Below are 20965 nucleotides of genomic sequence, written 5' to 3'. Positions count from 1 at the left end.
AAAACCTAGATGAATGAGGTATTTTGATGAGTGTAGCAGGTATCTAACGTAGTAAGTTGAATAGCCAATAGAGCCGTAAGCTTATTTGGCATGCTTATAGATGATACCTGTCATTTCATAACCAACAATTCTATTAATGAGGGATGGGGCGCGTCTTATTTGAGATGTTCCTCATCTTTTTATTTTTCCTAGGTCTTATTTATTTTAGGACAGGTATCTCTTCAAAAAAGGAGAGAATATGAAACAAACAATCGATAAATTACAATTTAATCAAATCAAAGAAGAAGTGAAAAAACGAGCTATTGGACAATATAGCAAAAAGCGTATCGAAGAAATGACCCCGCAAACTAATCTACAGACAGTCAAAAATCGCCAAGAAGAAACAAAAGAAGCGCGACAAATCTTAGAAAGTCAGCAACACGTTCCCTTTATGGGATTGACACGGATTGATGCGTTGACTTCCCAAGTGAAAAAAGGCTTTTTACTGACACCAACTGAATTGATCGAGTATGCAGATTTTTTAAGAAGTAGTCGAATGATCCGGCGTTTTTTTGAAAAAAATCAATATCAAACACCCTTATTACATGTGTATAGTAAGAATATGCCTGATTTGTCGATGGTCGAAGAGTTGATCTATCAACAAATCAAGAACCAAAAAGTGAGTGATGAAGCCTCACGAAATTTACGAAAAGTACGAAAACAATTACAACTAACAGAAAAAGAAATCCAGGATCGTCTTTTAAAGTTTCTAAGACATCCGCATAACAAAGAAATGATCCAAGAAGCAATGATTGTTCAAAAAGGCGATCACTATACGATCCCAATCAAAGCTAGTTATAAAAACAAAGTGCCAGGCACGATTATTGAACAGTCAAATAAAGGGACGACCGTCTTTATTGAACCAACGGCTGTGGAAAAAGCGAGTATGAATTATCAATTGTTAAAAGCAGAAGAAATAGCAGAAGAATATCAAGTTTTAGCTTATTTGACTGGTGCTTTAGCAGAACAAGAACAAGCAATCGATTTGATTATCGAAACGATTACTAGATTAGATATCATTTTCGCCAGAGGGAAGTATAGTCGAGAAATCCATGGTGTGACACCACGGATCAATCAATCAGAATACATCAAGATCAAACAAGGAAGGCATCCACTGATCCAAGGGAAGGCTGTTCCGTTAGACTTTGAACTTGGTAATGACTATCGAGGATTAGTGATCACTGGAGCGAATGCAGGTGGTAAGACCGTCGTATTAAAGACAGTGGGGTTATTGACGTTGATGGCGATGTTTGGTTTACAGGTTCCGGCAGCCGAAGGAACAGAGCTAGCTGTTTTCGATGAGATTTTTGTGGATATTGGCGATCAGCAAACGATCGAGAATGCGTTAAGTACGTTTTCTGGTCATATGCAAAATATTGCCGAGATGTTACGCAAGGTGAGCAGAAATACCCTTGTATTACTTGATGAGATCGGCAGTGGCACAGAACCTAATGAAGGAGCGGCGCTAGCAGTTGCTATCATGGAAGCCATGTATGAACAAGGGGCATTGATCGTTGCAACTACTCATTATGGCGAAATCAAAAAATTTGCGAATGATCATGAAGATTTTATTCCAGCCGCAATGGCATTTGATAAAGAAGCATTGAAACCTAAATACCTTCTTCAAGTGGGGGAAACAGGAGAAAGCCAAGCGCTATGGATCGCTCAAAAAATGAACATGTCGCAAACCTTGATCGAACAAGCCCAATATTATATCCAGCATAAAGCTTATCAGACAACCAAAAAAGTGTTTCAGACAACGAAAGTAAACGTGCCTAGGACGAAGACACAAGTGCAGCAATTTTCGAAAGGGGATCGGGTATATTCTGCGGTCCACCAACAAGAAGCCTTAGTTTATGAAGATACAGCAGAAGAAACGGTTACGATTTTCTTGGATAAAGAGTTAATCAAGGTCCCACGAAAACGTCTCACGTTAAAGATGTCAGCAGAAAAGTTATATCCAGTCGGTTATGAATTAGACCATTTGTTTACAGACTTTCAAACTAGAAAATGGCAAAGAGATCTAGCGCGAGGATCGAAAAAAGCGCATAAAAAATTAGCCAAAGAAGCTAAAGAACGACGAGAAAAAAGAGACTAGGGGTTAAATGAAGACATTGTTTTAAAGAGGAATAGCCAATAGCTCTCGTCTTTTTTCGACAGTCGTTCCAGTAGTTTTTACGATCCAAGTATGTGAATAGCTAAATTGGAGTGTTACTCATGACTTTAGACAACGGGAAAAAATTGGCACTTGTACCGATTTAGGTTAAAATGGAACAAAGTTTATTTGGGGAGATGTCATGGATGAAACTGACTTCGAATTGGCGAAAAGAAATAGGAACGATCCCTAATCTCTTATCAATTTTTCGTGTGATCCTTTTGCCGTTTTATTTTTACTTTGTTTTAGAGCAATCGTTTATGCTTGCCGGTATCTTGATTGCTCTATCAGGAATCACTGACTTTTTAGATGGATTTATTGCTCGTAAGTTCAACCAAATCACGGAATTGGGGAAATTATTAGATCCAGTGGCAGATAAGTTGACGCAACTGGTCTTGATCCTTTCCATGGCTTGGTATCGACCAATGATTTGGTGGATATTCGGTTTGTTTCTGATCAAAGAAGGGTTCATGTTTTTTGCTGGTATCATTGGATTGAGAAAAAATGTGAAATTAGATGGAGCAAAATGGTATGGGAAATTAGCAACTGCGGTCATTTACGCAGGCATGGTGCTTTTACTGTTGTTTCCCGAACTTCCTGCGATCTGGGTCAATTGGATCTTTGGATTGATCACTTATAGCTTGCTTCAATCCTTCATTTTGTATATCCGTGAATATCATAAACTATTGAATTAAGAGAGTAATGTCTCAAATACAAATAAAAGAACTCAAACCAAGGAAGTGGTTTGAGTTCTTTTACTTGATGAGGGGATGGATTTCCGCTCATTGTTTTAGATTCTGTAGGAGAACCTTGCTTAACTCTCGAAGCTAGTAGTCTTAAGGTTTGATATAAGCATAGCCTTTTTCTTGTAATTCAATGAGGTCTAAAATACCAGCTGGTACCACGATGACTTTTTCAGGCAAGGATTCTGTACTGATGTGATTGCCACGTAGCGCATTAGCACAAGCGTGGAAGGTAACCCCTAAAGCAAGAAATTCTTCATTTGCTGGATCAAGGTAGCCGGTGATGCCTTCACCGTTGACACTAACCACAATTGTCGTTTCAGGAGCGATTTTCAATAGGTTCTTGACGTTATTCATCGTTTCATGCCACTTTCTCGTTTCATCGATATGAAAAACAACTTTCATTTGAGTCTCTCCTTATTTTTTGATGATCAAGTTGATTGCTTGTTCCATTTTTTTGGCTTGCTCTTCTGCGCTGTTTTCTGGATGCTCCAAACAGTCTTTTAAGTTTTCTGCCACGATCATTCCCATGACACGATCAATGCTAGAACGAACGGCACTTAATTGTGTGATAATTGCCATACAGTCTTTCTCTTCTTCAATCATCTTTTGGATGCCGCGAATTTGTCCTTCTGTTCGTTTTAGTCGATTGATGATGTTCTTGTCATTGATTTCCATTTGAAAACCTCCTTTATGCTTCTAGTGAGATGATACCCTATGCGGGTATATTTTGTAAATAATTATGTCGATTTAAAAAAGCTAGAATTTGAATAGTTGACAATTCTCTCTTTTTTGTGTTGAATATACCCCATAAGGTATTTACAAAAAATAAAAAAGGTGGAAATCAAGATGTCACTATTTCAAACAGTCAAATCAATCTCAACAGCGGAATTAAAAGAAAAATTGAATGGTTCTATTCAGTTGATCGATGTAAGAACACCAGCAGAATACCGAGGGGGGCATATCAGACAAGCGAAAAATATTCCACTTCAGCGTATTCTAAGTTTTAAAGGAAAACAAGAAGCGCCTGTCTATGTCATCTGTCAATCGGGAATGCGGAGCAAACAAGCTACGAAAGAGTTGAAGAAAATGGGGTATGATGTTATCAATGTACGTGGTGGAATGAATCAATGGTTTGAACCAACAGTAGGAGGGAAATAAATGAAAATTGTTATTGTCGGCGGGGTAGCAGGAGGGATGTCTGCTGCTACTAGATTACGTCGTTTAAAAGAAGATGCTGAAATCGTCGTGTTTGAAAAAGGACCGTATGTCTCATTTGCCAATTGCGGGTTACCTTATTATCTCTCTGGTGAGATCAGTGAGAGAGAGAATCTTTTGGTACAAACACCAGAATCATTGGCTGCTCGTTTTCAATTAGATGTGCGTCCCAATCATGAAGTCACAGCCGTTTATCCAGATGAAAAGAAAGTTGAAGTTTTATCTGACGGGAAAAAATGGCAGGAAAGTTATGATGTATTGCTTCTTTCCCCAGGGGCAAAGCCAGTTAAACCAGCTATTTCAGGATTAGCAGAAGCCAAAAATGTTTATACTGTTAGAAATGTACCGGATATTGATTTGGTAATGACTGCTCTTGAAGAACAACCCAAAAAAGCTGTCGTAGTAGGGGCAGGCTTTATCGGATTGGAAATGGCAGAGAATTTAAAAAAACGTGGACTGGCAGTTTCAATTGTAGAACTGGCACCACATGTCCTGCCTTCTTTAGATGAAGAAATGGCGGTGCATATCCAAAATGAACTCATTAAACAAGGCGTCCATGTCCAAACAAAACGTTCTGTCACTGCTTTTGAACATGGTGGCAAGCAGTTACGATTAGATGATGGCACAACGATCGATTCTGATTTAACGATCCTCTCAGTAGGCGTTCAGCCAGACAGTACATTGGCAAAAATGGCTGGACTTGAAACAGGGCTGCGTGGTGGGATCGTAGTCAATGAACACTACCAAACAAGTGATCCTTCCATCTATGCGGTGGGAGATGCCATCGTTGTCAAACAACAAATTACAGGTGCCGATGCGTTGATTTCTCTTGCTTCTCCTGCTAACCGTCAAGGGCGACAAGCAGCAGATAATATAGCGGGAATCGTTCGTAACAATCGAGGAAGTCTTGGTACGTCAATTGTGCGGGTCTTTGACCTTGCTGCCGCTTCTACTGGATTAACAGAAAGAATGGCCCAACAAGCCAACTTACCTTTCTCAGTAGTCCATGTTTCTGGGAAAGACCATGCTAGTTACTATCCTGAAGCTACAGATATTTTGTTAAAACTGATCTTTCATCCTAAGACAGGTGAAATCTATGGTGCACAAGGAGTGGGTGCCAAAGGTGTTGATAAACGAATCGATAGTTTAGCCACAGCCATCAAAGGACAACTAACGATTTTTGATTTACCGGAATTAGAATTTACCTATGCGCCACCTTTTGGTTCTGCGAAAGATCCAGTGAACATGTTGGGATATGTGGCCATGAATGTCGCAGAAGGGCTAAGCGAGACAATCCAATGGCATGAATTGCCAGAAGCACTTGCACAAGGAAAAATCTTACTCGATGTTCGTAATGAAGGCGAGTTGCAAAACGGTGCTTTTAAAGATGCGCTGAATATTCCTTTAAATGATTTACGCTGTCGATTGGCGGAATTAGACCATGAGAAAGAATACATTGTCAGCTGTCATAGTGGACTGCGTAGTTACTTAGCAGAACGTATCTTGAAACAAGCAGGCTTTCATGTCCAAAATCTCGATGGCGCCTTTGCTTTGTATCACGCTGTTCGTCCAGAAGACTTGATTTATCCAGAAAAATAGAGCTTTGCCTTGCATTCTTAGTAAAATGGCGCTAGACTGGTTAGTTCTACTACTTCGAATCAAAGGAGAATGTGTATGATCAACACACGAAATTTAGAAGAAGCCTATCTAGCGTCAGTTTATTGGCAATTACTAGAAAAGCAGGAAGAGTATCAGCAACTATTACAAGAAACCAGTGCGTACGGACGGGATTCGTTACAAACGATGTCCGAAGATATTCGGATCAATTTTGATAGTTATTTAGACAATCTTGATACGTATTCACTGATTGAGATGAAAAATCGCGAAATCGATCAATTGAATCTCAAGATCCAATCAGCTAATGAGACTTTGAAAAAAATCGAACGGCTATTGATGAGTCCCTATTTTGGGAAGATCGAAATTGATTTTTTAGAGGAAGAAGCACAAGGAAAAAACAGTCACGAAGCTTTTTATATTGGGACGGCTAACTTTACCAATGATGAAGATGAAACCTTGGTTTATGATTGGCGTTCGCCGATTGCTTCTCTTTTTTATAACAACGATTTAGGTCAGTCTTCTTATTTAGTGAATCAAAACCAAATCGAGGTAATGATCCATGAGCGACGTCAATTTATCATCAAAAAAGATCAATTGCTCCACTTTTTTGACACCTCGGTAGCAATCCAAGATGATGTCTTACTTGATGCTTTAGAACAAAGTGAGACGTCAGAGATGAAGGCAATCACGGCTACGATCCAATCCGAACAAAATACGATCATCCGAGACACTACAAGCCAAAATATCTTAGTCAATGGCGTTGCAGGCAGTGGGAAAACCTCAACGATCATGCAACGAATTGCTTATTTGCTTTATCAATACCGAAACCAACTTTCTGCGGATGATTTGCTGATTTTGTCACCGAACCATCAATTTATTGATTATATCGGTAAGGTATTACCTTCGTTAGGTGAAAAAAATCCGTTGAATATCACGATGCTTCAGTTGGTGGATCAACTTTTTTTAGGGAATGTTGAGTCAGAAAAAGCTTATTTTCATCGGATTACGCAGACGGATGTGGATGACCAGACAGCAGTTCTCAGAAGTCAGGCATTTATGAAGCAGATCGAGCAAGCGACCTCCTTGTTTACTGAACAGGCTGATTGCTTTTTAGCGATCAAAAAGAAGGAAAAAATCGTGATCTCAAAAGAAGTGATCAAAAAAATCTATGATAGCACGCCCGATTACCCGAATCTAAGAGAAAAACTTCAAGCGACTAAAGACCGATTGTTGCGCTACTGGGAAAAGCAATTGCTGAAACAAGCAGGTAGTGACGCCATTAAAGATCAATTATTATCCTTACCAGAAGAGATGCAACAAAAGTATTTCCAACAGTTGATCACCGATGAATCGCCAGAGAAATTAGTCAGTTATGGCAAACAATTGCTTCAAAGAAAATATCGAACAGTAACGAAACAAATCAAACAGATGGCGTGGGTCGATGAACAATTTTTATTTGAGGAGATTTATCAAAGTTATACTGGGAATAAGTATCAGCGAACAACTCCTTGTACATTAGATGAAGCCGTCGCACGTTTGCATGTACGCCATCTGCTGATCGAAAAAATCACCCAAGTCAAAAAGTTCGTGTTGATCGATGAGGTGCAAGACTATACGAGTGCGCAACTTTTGCTCTTGTTAAACATCTTCCCCAACGCTCGTTTTACACTCGTAGGAGATGAAAATCAGGGGATTTTTAATTCCACGACTTCTTTTGAAGCAATTGAAAGCTATTTTTCAACGGCTGGACGATCTGTGACGAGATATGATTTATTGAATAGTTATCGTTCAAGCGGGGCAATCACGACTCTCTTTACCCAATATTCAGGGGAAAAAGAAAAGATCGCTATTGTTTCCGTTCGTCCTTATGGGGAAGAGCCGAAATTTGTGACTGCAGCGACTTTCGATCAGTGGCTCAGTCAGGTCAATGAACGACAACAGCACACGGGTGAACAATTAACAGTCATTACGTTGGAAGAACAGCAAGCCGCAATGATACAACAAAAAGTAGAGCGGAACAACCAGCTGAACATCCAAGTACGCCCATTGAGTCTTTCTAAAGGACTCGAATTTGATCACGTACTGATTTATCTAACAGCTGAACCGAATACCCCACGTGAAAGAAGGCAAATGTACACGGCTATATCTCGAGCAATGAAAACTGTCGTTATTTCTTTGGTAACAGATCAATAGAGAAAAAAACAAGTTATCTTTAGTGAGACTCGCTAAGATAACTTGTTTTATATTTTTATTATTTTAGTTATTTTAATTTATTAAGAAAACCTTAACGTCAAGATCAAATCTCATACATATTTCAAGAAACAAGCTACTATTAAATAAACAAATTTAAATAAATACAATAAAAGTAAAGTATAAGTAAGGTCTAGTTGGTCATTTTGATGAATTGTTCGTCTAGCTGTCATCATCAAAAAATGTAAAGGTTTTTATAAAAGGGGACTAAATTTATTTTTTAAAGGTGGGAGAAAAATGAATACTCGAATAAAACGTGAAGAAGTAGCAACTCTTTTGATTAAGGATAAGTTTTTTGCCAAAGGAAATCGACGGTTAAAAATCAAGCAATGGATTGTTGCGATTCTAGGATGGTGTGGCGTGATTTTTCCATTTATTTGGGTAACTATTTCGTTTCGGGCTTCAATGAAAGGGAGAGGATTACAATGGCATTCGTTTCCGGAAGAACGAAAAACGTTTTCTTTTTTGTTGCTATTTTTAGCAGTTGCTTTTTTAGGCTTTGTTCTTTTATTCTTATTCATGACTCGTTGGAATAATCGTCGTTACCAGACGATGCTAAGAAGTGAAAAAATGTATGATGAAGAAAAATTAGAAAAGCGTCGAGATATTTTAGAAACGGAATTCAGCATGCGCTTTGGACCTAAGGAAGAGCGTGAAGCGGTTTGCTATTACGTAGTATCAGAAGAGCAAAATCTTGAAAAAGATTTGATCGAAAACCTCTACAAAAACGAGGGGGTCGAACTCTAATGGTCAGAGTCATTCATACAGGTAATGAACTACTGGATTTTGTAGCTACGATCATTTATTTTATCCTTGTTTCTTATCCAATCCTTGGCAGTTTTGCATGGTTTATTGGGGTATTATGCTATTCGTTTTTATTTAAATATAAGCACATTGATTGGGCGGAGATTCCGACAGAGGTCGAACCGTTTATCACGATCATGGTACCGGCCCACAATGAAGAAGTGGTGATTGAAGACACAATCGATTATTTAATGACAAAAATCAATTATGGGAATTATGAAGTGTTAGTGACAGATGATGGTTCAACTGACGAAACCCCAGCAATATTAGCTCGTTTACAAAAAAAATACCCCAAATTACGAGTGATCCGCATTGATAAAAATAAGGGGAAAGCTCACGCATTTGATATTGGGATGGCTTTTGCCAAAGGTCGGTTGATCTTAAGCAATGATGCGGATACGGTACCTGAACCAGATGCTTTGTCAAATTATGTGAATTACTTTATTCGCCCTGGTGGTAGAAATATCTCTGCTGTTACTGCCAATATGGACGTGAAAAATCGTACGTCTTTACTTGGAAAATCCCAGACTGTTGAATTTTCGAGCATCGTAGGGATCATCAAACGAACACAAGCAGGTGTACTTGGCGGTCTTTATGCGTACAGTGGGGCAAATACCATGTATCGAAAAGACGCATTGATCGATGTTGGCGGCTTTCGTCAAGATCGGGCAACAGAAGATATCAGTATTGCGTGGGATCATCAGTTGAATGGCTGGATCTCGGTGTTTGCGCCAACCATCATATTTTTTATGGAAGTTCCAGTAAGTTTGCCGATGCTTTATCGTCAGAGAAAACGTTGGGCAAAAGGGGGGACGGAAGTCTGGTTGACGAATTTTAAAAAAGTCCTCTTCCATCCTTTTGAAAATATCGGCAGGACGTTCATGTTTATTGATCAAACTTTTAGTATTATTTGGTCGTTGTTCTTTTGTATTTCATTTTTCGTTTTTATTATTTTAATGGGTATTTATCTTTATCAAGGAAATTTTGAACAAATCTATCGGACATTGACGATTAGTTTTCTGTTTGTTTGCTTCGAAATGATCTCAGGCATCATTCAACTGATTGCATCTTTGGTGGTAGACGATCAAGGAAGAAAATTGAAATATATGTTATTTGCCCCATTGTATATGTTGTTATTCTGGATGGTCAATGCGATCACCATCATGACAACCTTTATCCCAGCAATCAAAACGATTTTAGGATACGGAAGCGGCACATGGAAAAGTCCAGAACGAAAAAGTGAATGATGCAACTGAAAAGGACTAGCAAACAAGTGACTGTAGCAGAAGACGAAAGCCGTCTTTTACTACAGTCTTTTTGGTTACATAACTAACTAAATGATCTTAAAAAAACAGCTAAACGATCCCTGGAAACCGTTTACTAACTGTTTTTTATAATAACCATTATAATGTTTAATATAAACATAAAGGAGGAGATAATGTGGAATTGTACTATCTGACGGGGTTGTTTTTAATAATTATATTGTTGTATTTGTTGGCAAAAAAATATGATTTTGTCAAACAGCTTTTTTCAAAGATCACGATTACTTTTTTAGCTGTTTATTTGATATGGCGCTTGTTTTATACCATACCAATAGATAGTTCTGTTTCTTTAATATTTGGGATCATTCTTTACATTGCAGAATTTATCGGGTTATTTGTCTACGGTTTTTTTATTTACCTATTTTCGAATAAATTGTCAAATGAACATCTCTATGAGGCCTATGACGAGAGTTTTCAACCAAGTGTTGCGGCGTTTATTTGTACGTATAACGAAAATAGTAAATTAGTGATCGCCACGGCTTTGGCTGTCAAAGCATTACGATATCCCAATAAAAAAATATATATTTGCGATGATGGTCATCGTGAGGAATTAAAAGAGATGGCGGAACGTTTTTCCATCGGTTATTTATCACGAGAGGGCAATGAGCATGCGAAAGCTGGCAACATCAACTATGCACTCTCACAAACGACTAGTGACCTCGTACTACTATTGGATGCAGATTTTATTGTCAAAAAAAATATCATTTTTGAAGCCGTTAATTATTTCAAAAATCCTAAAATGGCACTCGTTCAATATCCTCAAACCTTCTATAATAAAGATCCATTTCAGCTTTTAAGAAATTCCTTTTATAATGAGCAAGAATTATTTATGCGCTTTTTGGAGCCAGCTCTTTCTCGAGAAAATGCCCTGATCCATATCGGGACAAATGCAATTATTAGAAGAAGTGCTTTAGAAGAAATCGGTGGGGTTCCAACGAATAGTATTACAGAAGACATGGCGACAGGGATGTTGTTACAAAATGCCGGCTACGAGACCCTCTTTATCAACAAGGCTTATGCATTGGGAATTACCCCTTATACAGCGAAAGAACTAGCTTCCCAACGCTCGCGTTGGGCACAAGGTACGAAGCAGATTTTTGACCACTTCAAGCCACGAAAGTTAAAAGGGTTGTCATTGATGCAAAAATTATGTTATTACAACTCTTATTTGTATTGGTTTACTTCTTTCCAAAAAATTATTTTTTTATTAGCTCCTACGCTGTTTATGGTTTTTGATATTTTTATTGTAAGAAGTAACAACCATCAATTGTTACTATTCTTTTTACCGCCGTTTGTTATGATCACCTTATCCTTTAGATTATACGTGCCTAAAATAAGAAATCTAACGAGTTCTCACATTTATGATTGCTTTGTGGCACCGATCCACACAGGAGCATTATTAAAAGAATTTTTCAAACCACAAAAGAAATTCAACGTAACGAAAAAAGAAATTGTCGGGAGTAACGCATTTGATTGGCGTACGGTGTTCCCGCATATCGTTCTTTTTTGCTGGATTCTTTTTGCTTGTATCATTGCTCTTTACCGATTGATTCGTGGGGAAGGCTATGAATTTGGTTATATTGTTACGTTAGTATGGTCAGTCTATAATCTTTATGGCTTGTTTTATGCCATCACGATCGGTAAAAACCGAGATATCGAAAGTGACAGTGAAGCATTAAGTATTACAGTCAATCGTCAGTTATCCTATGATTCGAAAATTTTTGAGATGTATCAAATGAGTTTTAATGGCTTTCGGATCAGAACTGGTGGGGAATCATTCATTCCGGGAGAAAACTATATGTTTGTTGATCAACAACAAGGGTTGCAGATTACTTCAGTGTGTCGAGAAACACAGGAAGCTTACACCACTTTCTCATTTGAAGATTTGACCCCACAATCAGCGGAAGAACTAGCGAGTTATTATAGTGACCAGCTGAATGCTGCCAAACAACTAGAATTTGATATGGAAGATGATTTAGTAGAAAGCTAAAAAAGAAGAATCACTCGCTTTTCAAAAAAGGCGAATGATTCTTTTTTCATTTTTTATCAGCTATTCAAGACTTCTCCACGGGCTCGACATGTACATCTGTTTCGTGGACTTGGAATTGTTCAAATAAAGTGTGTTCGATCAAATCAGAAATATCATGACTTTCTTTGACAGTCAAATTAGGGTCCATGGTAACAGTGATATCTACATAGGTATTTGAACCATAAGTACGCCCTTTGATACTCTTCACGCTTTGGACTTCAGGGATATTATTGACCGCTTGTTTGTAGCGCTCTAATTTTTGTTGGTCAAAGCCATCAGATAAAGAAAAGGAGCTTTCTTTAAAGATGTCAATCGCTGTTTTTAAAATCAATAAACCCACAACGATTGCAGCGGCACTGTCCAACCAACCCAAATTGAAGGAGGCCGCAAACACTGCCACGGCTGTACCGATACTTGTCCACGCGTCACTAAGATTGTCTTTCGCAGCAGCTAGTAAACCAGGACTGTTGACTTTTGTGGCTAGTTTTTTATTAAAGAGATAAACCCCGTACATGATCAGCGCTGAGACAATCCCAACAATGGCTGCGGTCATATCAGGTGATTCCATTTTTTTGTCAGTAATCGAGAGAATCGAAGAGTACAAGACTTCCAGACCAACCAATAACATAATAAACGAAGTGATTAAACTCGCAATATTTTCGGCTTTCCAGTGACCATAACGGTGTTCAGTGTCCGCAGGTTTGCGTGAGATTCTCAAACCAATCAATACAGCAACCGAAGCTAGGATATCCGTAAAATTGTTTAAGCCATCGGCTCTTAACGCTTCAGAATTTGCGAGATTCCCGATAGTCAACTTCAGTATCGAGACTACGATATAAGCGACAATACTGATGATTGCACCTAATTCTGCTTGTTTCAATTCTTTATATCTGTCTTTGTTCACACATTTTCACTCCAACATAAAGTATTTTATTATCTTATAATATTTTCGAATAAAATCATTAAAAGTGTGGAAAATATAATGGTTTTGGATAGGCGAAATTTGGAACTATCCCGAGCTTAACTGAATCGATAGGAGCAGCGAATCAAAAGGGATCAGCTATGATGACACCTGCAGTAGATTCAGAAATCAGCTAAAAACAAAAAGCAGGAAAGTCATCTGATGCGTATGCTTTGAGCTTTAAATTTAACCGTGTTAGGGTAGATTTGTACCGAATAAGAAGGAGGAAAGAGACACATGGCAAAAAGAGATTTACCAAAAGTCGAAACTCGTCTTTATATCAATGGCAAATGGCAGACAGGAACAGAAGGTACCTTCGAGGTGATCAACCCTGCAACAGGTGAAACCTTAGCGAATGTTCAAAAAGGTGGAGAAAGTGAAACCCACGAAGCAATCAAAGCCGCTAAGAAAGCATTTGAAGAGTGGTCAAAAACTTCTCCTGCTCAACGGGCAAAATTAATGAACAAGCTGGCAGATCTAGTGGAAGAAGACAGTGAACGTTTAGCTACGATCATGACGATGGAACAAGGAAAGCCACTCAAACAAGCTGCTTCAGAAATCAACACGAATGTTGAAAATTTGCGGTGGAATGCTGCCGAAGGTCAAAGGATCTTAGGCGAGATCATTCCTTCTCCGGCAACCAATGAATGGCAAGTACGCAAAGAACCAGTTGGAGTAGTAGGTGCAATCACTCCTTGGAACTTTCCATCCAATATGATTATCCGTAAGATATCTCCAGCAATCGCGGCTGGCTGCACGGTTATCTTAAAACCAGCAAAAGCGACACCGCTTTCTGCATTGGCGTTAATGGAGCTTTTTGATCAAGCTGGCTTTCCTCCAGGAGTCGTCAATATCGTGACTGGAGACTCCTCAACGATCGGTAAAATTCTAACCGAATCAGAAGACGTGCAAAAAATCACTTTCACTGGTTCGACAGAAGTAGGACAAATCTTAAATAAACAAGCAGCATCAACGTTGAAAAAAGTTTCCATGGAACTAGGCGGACATGCGCCGTTGATTATTTTTCCAGATGCAGATTTAGAATTAGCAACGGATCAATTGATCAAAACAAAATTCATCAATAACGGACAAGTATGTACGTCGCCTAATCGAATTTTTCTTCATGAAGCAATCAAAGAAGAAGCTACGAAATTGATCGTCGAAAAAATCAAACAAGTATCCGTTGGTAATGGCTTAGATGATCCAACGACAGGACCTTTGATTAATCAAGAAGGTGTAGAAAAGGTAGAAGAACAAATCAAAGATGCCGTAGATAAAGGAGCCAAGATTTTAGCAGGTGGGCAACGACTGACAGAAGGCGAGTATGCGCATGGCTATTTCTTTGAACCCACTGTTTTGGACGGTGTCACGAAGGAAATGGACATCTTTTATCAAGAAACCTTTGGACCAGTGATTCCGTTGATTGCTTTTAAGGAAGAAGAGGAAGTGATCAAAGACGCCAATGATACCATCTTTGGATTAGCTTCTTACTTCTTCGCAACGAATATCCACACGATCGCGAATGTTAGCCAAAAACTCCAATATGGGATGGTCGGTGTCAATGATACAGCTATTTCAAATTCAGCTACGCCATTTGGCGGGGTCAAGCATTCAGGCTTTGGTCGGGAAAATGGAACTTACGGTGTGGAAGAATATGTAGTAGCGAAGTTTGTGACGATTCGGACAGCTAAATAACTAGCGTATCAAAAAGCAAAAAAATAACCAAAGAAGCTAGATTCTTCCCAGCTAGTTTCTTTGGTTATTTCTACGTTATTTCTGTTGTTCTTGCTTTCGACATTCATGATAGACATGATAGAGATTTAGTTCATATTCTTTTTTGGCATTCGTTACAACAGTATCTAAAATCAACCCAGTAACTAATGAAAGTAAGGCAAGGATCATCAATCCGGTACTTAAAATAGCAGAAGGTACCCGTGTGATAAAGTGAGTCAGCATATACTCTCGGATCACTGGGACGCCGGCAAATAAGCCGAATACAAAAAAGAAAAAGGTCCAGATGCCAAAAAACATCAATGGTTTGTAGTCTTTCCACATTTTAACGATCATCATGATCACTTTGAATCCATCAGAAAATGTATTCAGTTTCGATTCACTGCCTTCTGGACGATCTCGGTAATCGATCGGCAATTCGACCAATTTGAATTTTTTGTCTAAGGCATGGATCGTCAGTTCAGTTTCGATTTGGAATCCGGAACTCATGATCGGGAAACTTTTGACAAAAATACGATTAAATCCTCGATAACCTGTCATGACGTCTCGTATTTTTGTTTTATATAATCGTGTGATTGTGTTTTTTACTAAATTATTCCCAAAATCATGAAACGGACGTTTGTTTTCGTCAAAGTAAGTCCCATTTGAAAGTCGGTCTCCAATTACCATATCCGCTTCACCTGAGCGAAGTTTATCCAGTAATCCATGCACCGCTTCGGCAGGATAGGTATCATCACCATCCACCATGAGATAGTAATCTGCATCAATATCAAAAAACATTTGCCGAATGACATTTCCTTTCCCTTGTCTTGGTTCTTTTTTGACGATTGCCCCACACGCCACGGCAAGTTCATAGGTGGTATCAGTCGAATTGTTGTCATATACGTAAATCTCTGCTTCCGGTAATTCTCGTCTAAAGTCTGCAATGACTGTTGAAATCGTCGCTTCTTCATTATAACAAGGAATCAGAACAGCAATTTTCTCTTGTTGTTCCATTTTTCACTCTCCTTAAATCATAGAAAACAAAATCTCTATTAAGAATACTGTATCAAATTCTTAAATGCTAGTACCTAGAGAGAATTTTCACTTCTTTTTGTTTCTATTGTAAAAAGCCCCGTATAAAACCACTATTTTTATGTTAATGGTGATAGCTGAGGCTTCGCTTTATTAAATCAATTCATTCTTTTTTCTTGAAATTTCTAACACGGTGCCGGTATACGCATCCGCTAAAAATTCGTAGCAAATGATTTCGCCATCTTCCAGGCGGGAAATCCCTCCACGATAAGCTTTGGAATGGATCGCAAATTTTCTAGTCGGTTCTTTTTCAAATGAGATCCAAGACCCCTCGATGGAGCCTTCTTTTAAGAATGATTCTTTGACTTGTTCTAAGACTTGATCGGCTGATAACGTTTTCTTACGTTGATACAAAACCATTGAAGTGATGCCACTGATTAAACCAAGTCCGATACCTATAGCAAGACCGTTTTTAAAATTATTTGACTCACATTCTTCAGAATACATACGTCTTACCTCCTTCTTTGTCCAAAAAGATTATCTTCATTTATTCTACCATACTCTGTGTTTTTCTTAGAAATAAATAACCGCTATCAATTAAAATAAGCTATAATAAATGTGAGTGATTGACTAAGAGTAATACAAATTAGTCAGTCAACTATAAATTTGAGAGGAGCATAGTCTGAATCTTAGGCGAACTTTATTATGGATGAAAAAACATTTCAACGAATCAAAGAGTTAACAGAACTTCAAGGAACAAGTGGTTTTGAACAAGACATTCGTGCGTATATGGAAGCGCACATGGAACCCTTAGTGGACGAATTACAACTAGATGGTTTAGGTGGAATCTTTGGCTTACGCCAACATGAAGAGGCAGATGCCCCACGTGTGATGGTTGCGGCTCATATGGATGAAGTAGGATTTATGCTAACCAAAATCCAGGACAACGGTTTATTCAAAGTTGTACCTTTAGGAGGCTGGAATCCGTATGTGGTTTCTGCTCAACGCTACACATTGAAGACTTCTTCTGGCAAAAATTACCCATGTATTTCTTCTTCTGTTCCACCACATTTATTACGTGGAACAAGCGGCCAAAAATCAGTGGAAGTGACAGATATCTTATTTGATGCTGGTTTTGAATCACGTGAAGAAGCAATGAGCTTTGGCGTATTGCCAGGCGATACGATCGTACCATTCGCTGAAACCATCAAAACGGCTAATGGTAAAAATATTATCAGTAAATCATGGGATAACCGCTATGGTTGTACAATGGTGTTAGAAGCGTTAGAAGCGCTGCAAAATGAAAAACTAGGTCATACATTGATCGCAGGAGCAAACGTGCAAGAAGAAGTTGGTTTACGTGGGTCAAAAGCTTCTGTCAACAAATTCAAACCTGATCTATTCTTTGCAGTCGATTGCTCAGCAGCAGACGATACGGTAACGAAAAAAGGGACATTCGGACATCTAGGTGAAGGAACGTTGATGCGTATCCAAGACCCAGGATTGATCATGTTACCACGCTTGCGTGAATACTTATTAGACGTGGCTGAAACAAACAACATTCCATATCAATACTTTGTCTCAAAAGGCGGCACAGATGCAGGTGCGGCACATACACAAAACGAAGGAATCCCAAGTACGGTGATCGGAGTCGTAGGACGCTACATTCATACACATCAAACAATGTTTAGCATTCGTGACTTTGAAGCAGCAAGAGAGATGTTGATCCAAACATTAAAAGGATTAGACAAATCGACTGTCAATACGATCGTTTACGGAAAATAAGAATATATCCTTTAAACGAAGTGAAACGAGAACCATGGATCGTGGAACAGAGATAAGCGAAGGATAGTATAAATAGTTAAGAAGAGGCTGTGAAAGAAGCGTTTAGCTCCGAGCGAATAAGAGAGGATTTTTTAAAATAGCTCCTCATATTTTAGAAAATCATCGCTTATTGTTGAGGAGTTGCTTCTTGAACGCCGTGAATCAGAGGTCGTGAAAACATCGGGTAGCTCTGATGACAATAAGAAAGAATTTTTTGAAACAGCTTCTCATGTTTTGAAAAATTCAGGCTTATTTCAAGGAGCTGATGTTTGAACACCGTTTATTCGTTTTTAGATATACTAGAAGAGACTGAGACAAGTTTTGTCTCGGCCTCTTCTTGTTTTGTCGTCAGTCAGTAAATACGGGGGAAATCGGTGAATCGTTTTTTTGGTTGAAGCACCTGAATTTTTTGAATACAAAAGTGAGGACTGGTTAGGAGTTGGTGACTTTTAAAGAAAGGTGTATAATTTAAATATAAGAAGAAAAGAGGGACAGCAATGATTATTCCAGAAAACTTAGAAGAATTAGCAGGTTATGTTGAAAAAGGAAACAGTGTCTTTTTCTTTACCGCAGATTGGTGTGGCGATTGTCGCTTTATCAAGCCTCAAATGCCAGAAATAGAAAATGATTTTGCCGCATGGCGTTTTATTGAAGTCGATCGTGACAAATACATAGATGTAGCCGCTGAGTGGAACATTTTTGGAATCCCAAGTTTTGTAGTGATCAAAGACGGTAAAGAATTAGGTCGTCTAGTGAATAAAGATCGGAAAACAAAACAAGAAATCGAGGATTTTTTAAATCGTGTGACGAACGGCTAACATCTGGATATTTGTTAGGAGGGATCAGGATGGAACAAGAATATAAAAATATTTTGGTCGGGATCGATGGAAGTGAGCAAGCATTTTCTGCCTTTAAAAAAGCAGTTGAGGTTGCTCGAAGAAACGACGGAACCGTCTATGTAGCAAATGTGATCGACCAACAATTTTATAATTTCATGGGCTATGTCCCAATAGATCAAACGCTAGTTGACCAACAAACAGAAGCAGCGAAACAAATGATTGAAGACTGCAAAGCTTATGGAAAAACAGTTGACTATCAAAAAATCGAAGGAATCGTTGCTTATGGTTCTGTTAGAGAATCAATGGCAGTCAACTTACCAAAAAAATATGCGATCGATTTGATCATGGTCGGTCAATCAGGATTAAATGCGGTTGAACGATTTATGACAGGTAGTGTTTCCAGCTATGTCATCCGCCGAGCACCATGTGATGTCTTGATTGTCTCTGATGAAGTGGAAAAAACAGAAAATAATTAGTCATGAATCAAGTGAGAGTAGGACAACTGGCTGATGTGTGCTCCAAAAGTTGTACGTGAAGACGACAAGTTTTGCAAGTTTTAGGTGGGCTCACAGCTTGTCCTAGTCTCATTTTTAAAATTCCATGATTAGTTAAGGGGAAAATAAGTATCGTATGCCATGCCAATTAACCCTGAGTTTCAAGTTTTTTTGGTACAATGGCAGAGTCTATAAGAAATGATAGTAAGTAATGGTAGCATTGACACAATCAGGCCTAATAGGGGTGCTGGAATATAACGGAATCATAACGAAAAAGATCAGTCATTGCCAAATTGTGAAACACGCTTCCTCAAAAAGTTTTGTGTTTTGGTGATAGAAAGACCAGATCTGGATAAAGAGCTAACTGGCGAATTTCTTGAAACGACAACGCCTTTTATGGGGTGGGAAAACTAGTCAAAAGGATTTTTTTCCAAATTTTCTTTTTTCTTATTGCTTTTTAAAACGCTTTCTTGTATTATTGTTATAACAATAGAACAATGATGGAGGTGAAAAAATGAAGAAACAGCTTTTCAAAGACAGTGGGAGTTCACCACTATATAGCCAAATCTCGGAAGATCTGCGGTTTAAGATCTCATCGGGAGAATGGGCAGAAGGAGAAAAAATACCTGCTGAGCTTGAACTGTGTGAGATTTATAATGTTAGCCGAATCACGATTAGAAAAGCGATCGATGAACTAGTACGTGCCGGTTATCTATACCGTGAACGAGCGAAAGGAACATTTGTATTAACAAATGACCACTCGGATGAAAAACAACATTATACGATGGTTCGAAGCTTTACTAAAGAGATGGAAGAGTTAGGAAAGCAAGCAAAAACACTTTATGCAAAAGTGGACTTGATTTCAGCCACGGATAAGATGGCAAAACAACTATCTATCGAAAAAGGATCAAAAGTCTTGCAACTTCGAAGGATTCGCGGTACCTCAGAAGGGGAAGCTTTCGCCTATTTCGTCACACATATCCCGTATATCTATGATTTTTCGTTGGATAGCGACGATTATTATGACTCATTCTATAATTATTTGAAAACATTCGGCATCCTTATTAATGACAGTCGAGAATACGTCGAAGCGATTGCTGCAACGCCTGAACTACAGGCCGTTCTTGATATTGAAAAAGGAACGCCTATCTTGAAACGTGTTAGAATGACTGCGGAAAGAGACGGCCATTTTAAAGAAATCAGTGATTGTTACTACATTGGTGATAAATACCGTTACTATGTCGAGCTGAATTGAATAAGCAAAAAACGGGAAACTTTTCTGGTAATAAGCCTTACATTTCATCAGTTTTACCAGAAAAGTATACCGGAAATTAACAAATAGCAAGCATGATTATTTTTTAGAAATAAAAAATAGTTTGTAATGTCATAACATAATAACAATAGAGGAGTTGGAGAAAATGGCAATATCATTTATTAGAGTAGACGATCGAATTATTCATGGACAAGTGGTAACAAGATGGATGAGTGAAAGAAAATGTGACGGTGTCATCGCGGTCGATGATCCTTCAGCAAATAATCCAGTTTTATCTAAAGTACTGAAAGCAGCAGTCCCAAAACCGTTAAAAGGATTTGTCATGACTGTTGATAAAACAGGACAGAAATGGGAAGAGATCGCAAAAAGCAAGAAAAACTATTTCCTGATCGTCAAAACACCAGAAACACTTGTAAAACTTTATGAAAACGGTTCAGATTTTATTTCTCTTTGTCCACAGTTGAATGTTGGTCCAATGAGTGCCCGAGAAAATGCGCAAAAAATTGGTCCCAATGCAGCAGTGACGCCAGAAGAAATTGCTGCCTTTGAGAAATTAGATTCTTTAGGTATGGAAATTGAATTTAAGCTAGTCCCAGATTCAAAAGGAACATCATGGAAAGAAGTAAGTAAAGAAATAAACTAATAAATTTTG

Annotated in this window: 19 protein-coding genes; 14 read left to right on the top strand and 5 right to left on the bottom strand. The window is 38.4% G+C overall.

Features of this window, described 5'->3' with window-relative positions; genetic code table 11:
* Positions 1 to 238 precede the first annotated feature (238 nt).
* Together IGJ32_RS11845 and IGJ32_RS11840 are read left to right on the top strand one after the other, a co-directional pair.
* Complete coding sequence (locus IGJ32_RS11845) at positions 239 to 2137, top strand: endonuclease MutS2 (RefSeq protein ID WP_342082038.1); 1899 nt, start codon at positions 239 to 241, stop codon at positions 2135 to 2137.
* Positions 2138 to 2340: 203 nt separating this feature from the next.
* Positions 2341 to 2889, top strand: a complete 549-nt coding sequence (locus IGJ32_RS11840) for a CDP-alcohol phosphatidyltransferase family protein (protein WP_342082039.1) — start codon at positions 2341 to 2343, stop codon at positions 2887 to 2889.
* A gap of 141 nt (positions 2890 to 3030) precedes the next feature.
* Here the strand turns inward: IGJ32_RS11840 and IGJ32_RS11835 are convergent, their stop codons facing one another.
* Both IGJ32_RS11835 and IGJ32_RS11830 read right to left on the bottom strand, forming a co-directional pair.
* Entirely contained in the window at positions 3031 to 3342 is a 312-nt protein-coding gene (locus IGJ32_RS11835) for a DsrE family protein (RefSeq protein WP_010720957.1), read from the bottom strand.
* A gap of 12 nt (positions 3343 to 3354) precedes the next feature.
* Positions 3355 to 3615: a metal-sensitive transcriptional regulator gene (locus IGJ32_RS11830; protein WP_010737033.1), complete on the bottom strand. Its 261-nt coding sequence runs from the start codon at positions 3613 to 3615 to the stop codon at positions 3355 to 3357.
* Between the two features lie 171 nt (positions 3616 to 3786).
* Here IGJ32_RS11830 and IGJ32_RS11825 point away from each other — a divergent pair, with 171 nt between their 5' ends.
* From IGJ32_RS11825 to IGJ32_RS11800, 6 genes are all read left to right on the top strand, one after another.
* Positions 3787 to 4098 carry a rhodanese-like domain-containing protein gene (locus IGJ32_RS11825; protein WP_181915136.1) on the top strand — a complete coding sequence of 104 codons (312 nt, stop codon included), beginning with the start codon at positions 3787 to 3789 and terminating at the stop codon, positions 4096 to 4098.
* The gene (locus IGJ32_RS11820; protein WP_126343015.1) at positions 4099 to 5754 is read left to right on the top strand and encodes an FAD-dependent oxidoreductase; all 1656 of its coding nucleotides are present in this window, start codon (positions 4099 to 4101) and stop codon (positions 5752 to 5754) included. It abuts the gene before it with no gap.
* A gap of 75 nt (positions 5755 to 5829) precedes the next feature.
* Positions 5830 to 7965, top strand: a complete 2136-nt coding sequence (locus IGJ32_RS11815) for a HelD family protein (protein ID WP_430610537.1) — start codon at positions 5830 to 5832, stop codon at positions 7963 to 7965.
* A gap of 294 nt (positions 7966 to 8259) precedes the next feature.
* Positions 8260 to 8769, top strand: coding sequence for a hypothetical protein (locus tag IGJ32_RS11810; RefSeq protein ID WP_010737037.1), 510 nt, complete (start codon positions 8260 to 8262; stop codon positions 8767 to 8769).
* Positions 8769 to 10073 carry a glycosyltransferase family 2 protein gene (locus IGJ32_RS11805; RefSeq protein ID WP_010720951.1) on the top strand — a complete coding sequence of 435 codons (1305 nt, stop codon included), beginning with the start codon at positions 8769 to 8771 and terminating at the stop codon, positions 10071 to 10073. Before IGJ32_RS11810 ends, IGJ32_RS11805 begins: the two co-directional genes overlap by 1 nt.
* A gap of 193 nt (positions 10074 to 10266) precedes the next feature.
* Entirely contained in the window at positions 10267 to 12138 is a 1872-nt protein-coding gene (locus tag IGJ32_RS11800; protein ID WP_088766002.1) for a glycosyltransferase, read from the top strand.
* A gap of 64 nt (positions 12139 to 12202) precedes the next feature.
* On the opposite strand, the gene IGJ32_RS11795 is transcribed toward IGJ32_RS11800, so the two are convergent.
* Positions 12203 to 13081 carry a cation diffusion facilitator family transporter gene (locus IGJ32_RS11795; protein ID WP_088745601.1) on the bottom strand — a complete coding sequence of 293 codons (879 nt, stop codon included), beginning with the start codon at positions 13079 to 13081 and terminating at the stop codon, positions 12203 to 12205.
* Positions 13082 to 13375: 294 nt separating this feature from the next.
* On the opposite strand from IGJ32_RS11795, the gene IGJ32_RS11790 reads away from it, so the two are divergent.
* Positions 13376 to 14833 (top strand): NAD-dependent succinate-semialdehyde dehydrogenase, encoded by a 1458-nt coding sequence (locus IGJ32_RS11790; protein ID WP_342082042.1) that lies wholly within the window; start codon positions 13376 to 13378, stop codon positions 14831 to 14833.
* A gap of 75 nt (positions 14834 to 14908) precedes the next feature.
* Here IGJ32_RS11790 and IGJ32_RS11785 read toward each other — a convergent pair whose 3' ends face one another.
* The gene (locus tag IGJ32_RS11785) at positions 14909 to 15865 is read right to left on the bottom strand and encodes a glycosyltransferase family 2 protein (protein WP_002317103.1); all 957 of its coding nucleotides are present in this window, start codon (positions 15863 to 15865) and stop codon (positions 14909 to 14911) included.
* A gap of 171 nt (positions 15866 to 16036) precedes the next feature.
* Positions 16037 to 16390, bottom strand: a complete 354-nt coding sequence (locus tag IGJ32_RS11780; protein WP_002317104.1) for a PepSY domain-containing protein — start codon at positions 16388 to 16390, stop codon at positions 16037 to 16039.
* Positions 16391 to 16588: 198 nt separating this feature from the next.
* Between IGJ32_RS11780 and pepA the strand changes: the two genes are divergently transcribed.
* The 5 genes from pepA (at position 16589) to IGJ32_RS11755 (ending at position 20956) form a co-directional block, all read left to right on the top strand.
* On the top strand, positions 16589 to 17668 hold the full coding sequence (gene pepA / locus IGJ32_RS11775) for a glutamyl aminopeptidase (RefSeq protein WP_342082043.1): 1080 nt from the start codon (positions 16589 to 16591) through the stop codon (positions 17666 to 17668).
* 536 nt (positions 17669 to 18204) lie between these two features.
* Positions 18205 to 18525 (top strand): thioredoxin family protein, encoded by a 321-nt coding sequence (locus IGJ32_RS11770; protein WP_002317106.1) that lies wholly within the window; start codon positions 18205 to 18207, stop codon positions 18523 to 18525.
* 29 nt (positions 18526 to 18554) lie between these two features.
* Positions 18555 to 19022, top strand: a complete 468-nt coding sequence (locus IGJ32_RS11765; RefSeq protein WP_342082044.1) for a universal stress protein — start codon at positions 18555 to 18557, stop codon at positions 19020 to 19022.
* A gap of 532 nt (positions 19023 to 19554) precedes the next feature.
* Positions 19555 to 20295 (top strand): GntR family transcriptional regulator, encoded by a 741-nt coding sequence (locus IGJ32_RS11760; protein ID WP_053766227.1) that lies wholly within the window; start codon positions 19555 to 19557, stop codon positions 20293 to 20295.
* A 163-nt stretch (positions 20296 to 20458) separates the two neighbouring features.
* On the top strand, positions 20459 to 20956 hold the full coding sequence (locus IGJ32_RS11755) for a PTS system mannose/fructose/N-acetylgalactosamine-transporter subunit IIB (protein ID WP_063627581.1): 498 nt from the start codon (positions 20459 to 20461) through the stop codon (positions 20954 to 20956).
* Positions 20957 to 20965: the final 9 nt, after the last annotated feature.

Source organism: Enterococcus sp. DIV1639a (genome assembly GCF_050530445.1).
GTDB classification, from domain to species: domain Bacteria; phylum Bacillota; class Bacilli; order Lactobacillales; family Enterococcaceae; genus Enterococcus_B; species Enterococcus_B hirae.
The sequence above is the reverse complement of the archived record's forward strand: the minus strand, read 5'-3'. Positions and strand labels throughout refer to the sequence as shown.

Coding starts and splice junctions, on each gene's coding strand:
- IGJ32_RS11780 (WP_002317104.1), bottom strand. CDS start 16,390: ATGTATTCTGAAGAATGTGAGTCAAATAATTTTAAAAACGGTCTTGCT.
- IGJ32_RS11840 (WP_342082039.1), top strand. CDS start 2,341: ATGAAACTGACTTCGAATTGGCGAAAAGAAATAGGAACGATCCCTAAT.
- IGJ32_RS11810 (WP_010737037.1), top strand. CDS start 8,260: ATGAATACTCGAATAAAACGTGAAGAAGTAGCAACTCTTTTGATTAAG.
- IGJ32_RS11815 (WP_430610537.1), top strand. CDS start 5,830: ATGATCAACACACGAAATTTAGAAGAAGCCTATCTAGCGTCAGTTTAT.
- IGJ32_RS11790 (WP_342082042.1), top strand. CDS start 13,376: ATGGCAAAAAGAGATTTACCAAAAGTCGAAACTCGTCTTTATATCAAT.
- IGJ32_RS11770 (WP_002317106.1), top strand. CDS start 18,205: ATGATTATTCCAGAAAACTTAGAAGAATTAGCAGGTTATGTTGAAAAA.
- pepA (WP_342082043.1), top strand. CDS start 16,589: ATGGATGAAAAAACATTTCAACGAATCAAAGAGTTAACAGAACTTCAA.
- IGJ32_RS11820 (WP_126343015.1), top strand. CDS start 4,099: ATGAAAATTGTTATTGTCGGCGGGGTAGCAGGAGGGATGTCTGCTGCT.
- IGJ32_RS11755 (WP_063627581.1), top strand. CDS start 20,459: ATGGCAATATCATTTATTAGAGTAGACGATCGAATTATTCATGGACAA.
- IGJ32_RS11825 (WP_181915136.1), top strand. CDS start 3,787: ATGTCACTATTTCAAACAGTCAAATCAATCTCAACAGCGGAATTAAAA.
- IGJ32_RS11845 (WP_342082038.1), top strand. CDS start 239: ATGAAACAAACAATCGATAAATTACAATTTAATCAAATCAAAGAAGAA.
- IGJ32_RS11830 (WP_010737033.1), bottom strand. CDS start 3,615: ATGGAAATCAATGACAAGAACATCATCAATCGACTAAAACGAACAGAA.
- IGJ32_RS11785 (WP_002317103.1), bottom strand. CDS start 15,865: ATGGAACAACAAGAGAAAATTGCTGTTCTGATTCCTTGTTATAATGAA.
- IGJ32_RS11805 (WP_010720951.1), top strand. CDS start 8,769: ATGGTCAGAGTCATTCATACAGGTAATGAACTACTGGATTTTGTAGCT.
- IGJ32_RS11760 (WP_053766227.1), top strand. CDS start 19,555: ATGAAGAAACAGCTTTTCAAAGACAGTGGGAGTTCACCACTATATAGC.
- IGJ32_RS11835 (WP_010720957.1), bottom strand. CDS start 3,342: ATGAAAGTTGTTTTTCATATCGATGAAACGAGAAAGTGGCATGAAACG.
- IGJ32_RS11765 (WP_342082044.1), top strand. CDS start 18,555: ATGGAACAAGAATATAAAAATATTTTGGTCGGGATCGATGGAAGTGAG.